The following is a 7,650-nucleotide window of genomic DNA, read 5'->3' on the forward strand; positions in this document are numbered from 1 at the left end:
CGGACATCGTCGGGCTCCTCGCCGCGGTCACGTACGTCGGCTGCTTCAGTTCATCGAGGGGCTGCGCCTCGCGACGAACTGCTCGACGTCTTTAGGAGTGTGTGGCGCTTTCAGGTCAACAGGGCCGACATCTCTCGTTTTAGCTGGGATGCGGCGTACGGTCGGCGCACCCCCGCGAAGGAGCACCCTTGTTGGCGGCACGGCCCGCCGGTTCCAGGGGGACGGGACGGCGGGCCGCGTGCTGCTCAGTGTCAGGTGCCCCCTCCCTTCTTGAGGAAGGCGGCGATCGTCAGCCCGATGACGAAGGCGCCCGCTCCTGTGCTTACGCCCGTCGCTGTCGCTGCATAGAAGCTCAGGTTGCCGACGGCACTGCCAAAGACGCCGGCCGCGAAGCCCACGTTGCCCGCGCCGAGTGCCATAGAAGTGATGAGCATCGCGCTCGACGGGCCGGGACTCGCCACGTCATTTTGTGTACTGTCCATTCCGGGTCCAGTTCTGTGCTCGCGGGATTGAGGCCCATTGGGGCCTGCCGGCGCGACCTTCCACAGCTCGCCGGTGGGCCCTTGTTGTTGTGCATCTTGACGCCGCGTTCACCGGAATTTCAAAGACGATCAGGGCTTCTGAGATGTATCTCTCACTGGCTGCAAATGGGGCATATCCGGCACTCCCTGACTGGGTGTCAAATCAGAGAAGGCTGGCCGACGGAAGTGGCAGCTCAGGGAGTTGGGTGACGCGCCAGCCAGCGGTTCCCGTTTAGGCAAGCGCTCCTTGACGGTTTGTCAGGGAAAGGGGAATCGGCAGTTCATGCCGCCACAAGGCCTCCTCCCGTCTAGCTTGCCCCGCACCCCGTGCAGTGGGCACCGGCGTACGGCCCTCGCCGCCGGACACGTCGATCTGCGCGCCGCAGTCGTGCCGCGCTCCAACGTCTGCCGCTGCGCCGCGATGACCAGGGCCCGCTCGACACGGTCCGTGGCGCAGGTCGCGTCCTTCCCGATCCCCGTCTCCTCGTCGTCGGTGATCCGCCGGCACAGGCCGGGCGCGCGCTCGACTCGGGGAGCAGCCACAGGGCGGCGCGCGGTGCGGTGCGGCGGCCGGTGTACCGCCTGCGGTGGGGGTCGCGCTGGCCGGCGAGCGCCAGCTGCACCTGGCGCTCGCCGGCCCTCGTGGGCGATGCGGGGACGCTGCCGCACGTCGGGCGGTCCACCTTGCGGGCAGCCGCATGGGGATCGGGGTGCGCTGGGCGGCGGCCGCGATGTCGTCGGCGCACTGGACGAGCGCGGCCTCGAAGGCGCGCATCGTGTCGAGGATGTGGAGGCGGACCGGGACGGGCCGGTCGCCGAGCTGGATCGGGTCACGCTCCAGGCTTCGGGGGTAGGCGGCCTGGGCGCGTTCGTACTCCAGCTGCTCGGCGTTGGCGGCGTCGAGGCGGGCGAGGTAGCCGCGGAGGCCGAGACCGACGGCGCCGTACTGGGCGGGCTGGCCGGGTGCTTCGTGGAGATCGGTCCAGTGGAGGGCGATGGTGCTGAGGTGGGTGGCGGTGGTCATCCTGCGCTCCGGTGTGCTGGTGGGGCGTAGGGTGATCTCCACTGGATGGGGGGCGTTCCTGGTCTTGGCGGACTGGGCGGGGCGCCCGCCCCTTAGCACCGACCGCACAGCCGCCCTGCGCACCAGCGTGCACTGGCAGGGCCTGCCCCACCCCGTCCAGGTGGTCCACCGCGCGGTCGAGCTGCCCGTGACCCACCTCGACTGGCGCGGTCTGCCGCCCGAGCGGCGTGCCGAACTCACCGAGCGACTGATCGCCGAGGACCTCGCGGCGGGCATGGAGCTGACCGCCGCGCCGCTCACCCGCATCACCCTGGCCGCCCTGCCGGGCGACGAGGTGCTGCTGCTGTGGTCGACGCACCACCTGATCCTCGACGGATGGAGCACCGCGCACCTGCTCACCGAGGTATGCGAGGCCTACGCGGCGCTCACCGGCGGCCCGAGCGCCGCGCCGCCCGTTCGGCGCCCCCCTTCACGGACTTCCTGCGGTGGCTGCGCGACCAGGACGCGGCCGAACGCTGGGCGGACACCCTCGACGGGTTCACCAAGCGCACCCCGCTGCCGTACGACCGCACACCCGCCGAGGCGCACCGCACACGCTCCGGCGAGGCCGTCCACCACCGGCGCGTCAGTGATCACTTCACGGACGCACTCACCCTGCGCAGGCCCGGCTTCGACCGGGTGAAGGTCATGGACCGCATCGGGCTAGCCGCCGCGTTGTTCATGGAGGACGAGCCGGAGCAGGGCGCCGCCGCAGCCCATCAGGCGCTGGACGAGGTCGCCCGCGTCGACTCCACCCTGGTTGCCTCCCGCCTAAAGACGCTGCTGGATGCCGCCCGGCCCTACCGGACCGCCGCGGTGCACGAGGTCCGCACCCGCGCGGCGGATCTCGCCGCTGCCCGGCCGACCACCGTCGCCGCCTGAGACCATCGAGCGCATGGGCAAGCACTCCCGACCCGGACCGCCGAACCAGCCGTCTAGCGTCGTCCCGCACGCCGACGACGGCGATCTGCTCGCGGCGTACCACAAGCGGCGCCGCCCGCCGCTGGACGTCTGGCGCCGGCACCGCCCCCTTCATGGTGGTGGCGGGCACCTCCGGTCGCACGGCCGCGCAGAGTGCGAATGCTGGCCTGATCCGACCGACATCACGGTGGTCTGGTCTCATGCCGGCATCCCCGCTTCACCCGATACGAGCGGGCGCCTGCGCCGGCGTATCGGCTGCTCGACGTAGCCCGTTCCCTCGCCGCGATCCATGGCGTCGTCACCGCCGGCACCGAGACGTCTCGCACGTGACACAGCGCCCCGACCACCGCGGCCGCGCTCGACTACGGCCTGTCCCAGCGCGCCCTGATCGCCGTCTCCGGCCGTATCAGCGACGTCGCGGAGCTGGTCACCCGCCGACTCACCGCACTCGCCCACAGCGGCCTCAGGTCCTCGCTGTGTCAGGGGCGGCGGGCGAGGACATGGTCGATGCGTGAGGCGTCGGCGACCCAGGCAGCGGCGGTCGGCGCTATGAAGCCGAGCACGTCTGCATGTCGTCCCGGTGTGCTTCGAGAAGCAGGTGCCAGGTTCCCTCGTGGTGGGCGATGCGGTTGCGGAACTCGTGCAGCTGCTTGACCGGGTCTTCCACCGTCTCAAGGGCACGGTTGGGGGCGTGCGGGAAGGCGCCTGCGAGGCCGGGCCACAGCTTGGTCTTGTACTGGCGGGCCAGCAGGGAGCGCCAGAAGCCGAAGCTCAGCTCCGCGATGACCCTCTCGCGCGGGATGGTCACACCACCGCCGCGGCCGGCGCGCTCCTGGGCCCGGGCGATGTTGCCGCGGACTTTGCCGCTGAGTGAGTGGGACCTGTCTGTCGTCGTACCACTCGGTGGTGCGGCCGCAGCGCCTCGCCCGCCTCGGACAGCTGGGCCTTGGCTCCACCCGGGGGGCGCGCGTGATTCGAAACGGCTAGATTCGGCGTCGCCAATCACGAGTTCCTGGGGGACGCCATGACAGATGAACCGCGCCAACACTCCGAGCCAGGGCCCCTGTTGAACTTTGGCTGCCTGATGTTGCTGGTGGTCTTCGGCGGCTTGGCGACGATGCTGTACGGCCTGGGAGTGTTGTTCTTCGGCGACACCCCGGCCTCGTCCGCCGTCACCGTCCTCCTCGCGGGCCTCGCCGCCTCGGTCCTGGGCGTCGCCGTCATCAAGCGGTTCCCCAATGCCGTGGAGATGAAGGGATACGCCCCGTCGGCACGCGTCACCCGCCTGGCGGCCGAGCGTTCGCTGGGCGATCACGTCTTGACCCGCAAGAACACCAGCCCGCTGGAGATCGTGGCCGGCACGGTGACCATCGGCACTGTGATCGTGGGAGCCCTGTGGGGCGTGAACTGGGTTCTCAGCCAGACCGGGACCTACATCCCCGGCCTCCAGAAGCTGGTGACCACCGTGGTGCTGTGTCTGCTCGCGGCGCTCGTCCTGGTGATCATTGCGCTTCCGGTCCTGTTGTGGAGAATGCCTAAGGGATTCGTTCGCACGCATCTGTACGCGGGCGGGCTCGTGTACACCTCCTACGGCCGCCCTCGCGCCGTGACCTGGGACGACGTCGACCGCCTTGTGCTCTCACGACAGACCCGCGGAGCCAACCTCTTCGGCGGCAAGGTGCTCGCCTACCACGTGATCACCCGTGACGGGCACCGCCTGCGGATCGACGCCCATCCACACCTGGAATCCGACCCCCTGGGCGAGCACCTACTCAACGCCGTACGACTGTGCCGGCGCCCGGTACTCGAGGGCGGCCCGGCGGCGGGCGACCCCGGGCACCGGCGGATCTAGGACCTGTTGTGAAAGTGCTGGTCACAGCCACTCGTTGATGGCTGCGACCAGCACGGTCGCTTCGGGGCGCCCCGTGGCGGACGTCGTCGCGCGGTCTGCTGCGGCCGTGGATGCGGAGATCCGCGCCTTGCTGCAGGAGACGGGCGGCTAGCTGTGGGGGCCGACGCGGGAGCGGTACGAGCGGCTGCAGGATGAGTGGGTGGCCGCAGTGCGCGAGGAGATGGCGACCGCTGCGCAGAGTGACCGACGAAGCCCCGGCCACTTGCCCTGGCCGGGACTTCGCTCAGTGTTGACTCACGCGCGCTCCCAGCTGCTGTCGCCGTGCCGCTGGACGAGGTACACGTCGGGCCAAGCCTCGCTGCTGTCGTCAACGATCGCTTCGGCTCGGGAACGGGAGACCTGTCCCAAGGGCTCGATGTCCTCGTGCGACTCGGAAGCGATGCCGTACTCGGTGTGGGTGCTCGTGATCACTCCTCTTCTTGCAGAACGCGGCCGATGGTGGTCCGGGCGATGCCGGTTCGGGAAGCGACAAGCACGTTCCGGGGCTGCTCACATTCGCCGGGCCGGATAGAGGGCGTCCATCTCGCCGAGCTCGTACTGGTATTTGCTCTCAACGCAGAATCGAGGAAGCAGCGCAGCCGTACACCGGGCTCGTCGGGCTCCCGAGTCGTACGGTCCACGAAACGCAACGCGCATCGCGTGGCGAGCAGCTCCGGGATGGCGAAGGCGGTCTCGTCATCGGCGGCCGCGACCTCCACCACGGCCAGGCCCGGCGCTACCACATGCGCTTCGTTGTCATGCCTGGCACCACGCGCCGACGTCCGACGAGGTTTTCCTGCAGCCACGTTTTCACCCGACCGGATACGCCGCCGGGGCGCGGCTAGACGCGCGTGCTGACGTAGCGAACGCCCGGGCCCCACCGCTCCATCACCGGGGCCATGCACCACTGGCACAGCGGGGAGCCGCCGCTGCCGTACTTGTGGGTCTTGCGCTGGCATACGGCGCACAGGCCGATCCGGTCACCGGGGCAGACCAGCGCGGACGGGTCGGGCTCGGTGATCGGGGGCGGGACTGTGGTCATTGCGGTCCTGTTCCGGGCGACGTGTGCCAGTCACCTCGCCCGCAGAATATCGGTCCGGCTGGCACTGCTGTTCGAGCCGCGCCCCGATACTGGCGCCGCCTCCTCTCCGTGTTGCGGACTGGCGCCGCCGCGCCCGGCCGCCGATCAGCTCATGGCGAGGTGCGGCTTCGCCGAAGAGCGGCCGCCGAACCCGGCCGGGTGGGCCAGCACGGCTTGGAGACCGTGATGGCGGTCGCTTAGAGCTCGTAACACGATCTTGAGGGCCCGGGCAGGCAAGCTGTGGCCAACGCTATCGCCCCGGCTTTGGGCGGAAGCGATACATCCGGGAAGGAGTGAGCTGGTCAGTCGGCCAGGCCGAAGTCCTTGCCGTAGCAGATCTCGACGTACAGGCCCGTGCAGTATGCCGGGATCTCCCTGTAGCCGTGGCGGACGTACAGCGAGCGGGCCTCGACCAGATCGAGGCGGGTGTTGAGGACCATCTGCGAGGCGCCGAGCAGGCGTGCCTCGCTCTCCAGCAGCTGCAGCAGGAGGTCGGCGCCCTTCTTGCCTCGGAAAGCGGGACGCAGGTAGACGCGGGTGAGCTCGGCGCGCTCGGAATCCAGCATCAGCAGCCCGCCGCAGGCGGCGGCCTCGCCATCGAAACGGCCCACGACGAACTGGCCCGTGGGCGGCGTGAGCAGTTCCGCGCCGTCGTTGGCCAGGCCCTGGTCGATCTCCTCACAGGTCGCGGGTCGCTTCCAGTAGCGGCTGGCGACCTCGTCGTAGTAGTCGCGGCGCAGGCTGGTCGCGTCCGCTGTGTTGAAGGCTTCGGGGGCTAGATGCCAAGTCATGCGAGTTCTATAGCCGGGGTGCGCTCCCTTCACCAAGCGTTTTTGGGAGCAGGAACTCGTAAGACGATCACGACCGGGTCTTCTTCAGGCGTCTCCAGCAGATGAGGCCGCAGGCCAGGGAGACGAGGGCGTCGTGCAGGTCGAGGCGTCGTTCCCAGCGGACGGCCAGACGCTTGAACTGGTGCAGGAGCGAGAAGGTCTGCTCGACGACGTAGCGGAGTTTGCCCAGGCCCTGATGTTGGGGGCGCCCTTGCGGGAGATCACCGGCAGGATTCGGCGTCTGCGCAGCGCGCGCCGGTTGGAGTTGCTGTTGTACCCCTTGTCGCCGAGCAGGGCCTCGGGCCGTCGGCGTGGGCGGCCGGGCCTGCCGGCCACCGGCGGGATGCTGTCGACGAGAGTCAGGGTCTGTGTGACGTCGTTGACGTTGGCCGCGGTGGTGATGACCTTGAACGGAGTGCCGTTGCCGTCGCAGATCAGGTAGTGCTTGCTGCCCGTTTTCCCGCGGTCGACCGGCGACGGACCGGTTCCGGCGCCCCCTTTTTCGCGCGGATGTGGGAGGCATCCACGCAAGCCCGTGACCAGTCCAACTCGCCTTCCGCATGCAGCTTCCTGAGCAGGAGGCGGTGCAACTGGTCGAAGACGCCCGCCTTGTGCCACCGGCCCAGTCGGCGCCAGCAAGTCAGTCCGGATCCGAACCCCAGTTCCATCGGCAGCAGTTGCCAGCTGATGTCGTTGTAGAGCACGTACAAGATGCCCTGCAGGCAGAGCCGGTCCGGCACCGGCTTCGGGCCGGGCGCCTTCTCCGGCCACGACGGCAGCAGCGGCTCGATCAGCGCCCATAACTCGTCGTCCACATATCCACGGCCAAGTACTCACACCCCCCGAACGGCCGAATCGTCACACCGGTCACGTCCGATCCAGCACACCTCAACAAGATCGCGTTACGAGCTCTTAGACGGCGTTTCTGATGGCTCTGTCAGAGGTGCCGCGTAGATTCCGGTCATGCCCGAACCTTTGACTGAAGATCTCAGACAGTTGTTGAACGACTTGCCGCCTGGCCGGCTGCTGGGGCCGTGTGTTGCTCCGCATCCGGTGGTGTGGGTGAGCGATGGACCGGTCATGGATGCGGCCGACTGGTGGAAGCGTCTGTACACACGGCGTTGTGAGACCGGCCTGTACCCGTTGCTGCTTGAGTACCCCGATGACTCATTCGAGCCGGTGGGCGGTGACTACGGGGCTGACGTCGATGCCGCCTCGTACTTGCGGAGCCAGTGGACGGACGATTCGTGGTTGCCTTTCAAGGAGTGGCCCGGTCTCGCGAGGCCTGCGGCGGCGACGACTGACGTTGACGTGTGCGCGGGCGAACTGGCGTCCGCTGTCGC

8 protein-coding genes and 3 pseudogenes are annotated in these 7,650 nt (G+C 69.0%); 4 read left to right on the plus strand and 7 right to left on the minus strand.

The features are described from left to right. Positions 1-251 precede the first annotated feature (251 nt). A complete protein-coding gene (locus AB0K80_RS33665) occupies positions 252-482 on the minus strand; it encodes a hypothetical protein (RefSeq protein WP_365676331.1) in 231 nt (76 codons plus the stop codon). A 1,034-nt stretch (positions 483-1,516) separates the two neighbouring features. Here AB0K80_RS33665 and AB0K80_RS33670 point away from each other — a divergent pair. Further along, a pseudogene (locus AB0K80_RS33670) lies at positions 1,517-1,939 on the plus strand (condensation domain-containing protein); the annotation flags it as partial. Between the two features lie 11 nt (positions 1,940-1,950). Continuing rightward, complete coding sequence (locus AB0K80_RS33675) at positions 1,951-2,466, plus strand: hypothetical protein (RefSeq protein ID WP_365676345.1); 516 nt, start codon at positions 1,951-1,953, stop codon at positions 2,464-2,466. A gap of 586 nt (positions 2,467-3,052) precedes the next feature. On the opposite strand, the gene AB0K80_RS33680 is transcribed toward AB0K80_RS33675, so the two are convergent. Continuing rightward, positions 3,053-3,313: a hypothetical protein gene (locus AB0K80_RS33680; RefSeq protein WP_365676333.1), complete on the minus strand. Its 261-nt coding sequence runs from the start codon at positions 3,311-3,313 to the stop codon at positions 3,053-3,055. A gap of 276 nt (positions 3,314-3,589) precedes the next feature. Here AB0K80_RS33680 and AB0K80_RS33685 point away from each other — a divergent pair, with 276 nt between their 5' ends. Further along, on the plus strand, positions 3,590-4,357 hold the full coding sequence (locus AB0K80_RS33685) for a DUF6585 family protein (protein ID WP_365676335.1): 768 nt from the start codon (positions 3,590-3,592) through the stop codon (positions 4,355-4,357). Positions 4,358-4,651: 294 nt separating this feature from the next. Here the strand turns inward: AB0K80_RS33685 and AB0K80_RS33690 are convergent, their stop codons facing one another. The 5 genes and pseudogenes from AB0K80_RS33690 to AB0K80_RS33710 form a co-directional block, all read right to left on the minus strand. Continuing rightward, the gene (locus AB0K80_RS33690) at positions 4,652-4,828 is read right to left on the minus strand and encodes a hypothetical protein (RefSeq protein WP_365676337.1); all 177 of its coding nucleotides are present in this window, start codon (positions 4,826-4,828) and stop codon (positions 4,652-4,654) included. Then, positions 4,825-5,310, minus strand: coding sequence for a DUF6207 family protein (locus AB0K80_RS33695; protein WP_365676339.1), 486 nt, complete (start codon positions 5,308-5,310; stop codon positions 4,825-4,827). Before AB0K80_RS33695 ends, AB0K80_RS33690 begins: the two co-directional genes overlap by 4 nt. Then, the gene (locus tag AB0K80_RS33700; protein ID WP_365676341.1) at positions 5,238-5,438 is read right to left on the minus strand and encodes a hypothetical protein; all 201 of its coding nucleotides are present in this window, start codon (positions 5,436-5,438) and stop codon (positions 5,238-5,240) included. Before AB0K80_RS33700 ends, AB0K80_RS33695 begins: the two co-directional genes overlap by 73 nt. A 341-nt stretch (positions 5,439-5,779) precedes the next feature. Beyond that, positions 5,780-6,268, minus strand: coding sequence for a GNAT family N-acetyltransferase (locus AB0K80_RS33705; RefSeq protein ID WP_365676343.1), 489 nt, complete (start codon positions 6,266-6,268; stop codon positions 5,780-5,782). 67 nt (positions 6,269-6,335) lie between these two features. Further along, positions 6,336-7,122, minus strand: a pseudogene (locus AB0K80_RS33710) (IS5 family transposase). Between the two features lie 148 nt (positions 7,123-7,270). Here AB0K80_RS33710 and AB0K80_RS33715 point away from each other — a divergent pair. Continuing rightward, a pseudogene (locus AB0K80_RS33715) lies at positions 7,271-7,650 on the plus strand (DUF4253 domain-containing protein); the annotation flags it as partial.

This window comes from Streptomyces sp. NPDC052682 (assembly GCF_040678435.1).
GTDB lineage: Bacteria > Actinomycetota > Actinomycetes > Streptomycetales > Streptomycetaceae > Streptomyces.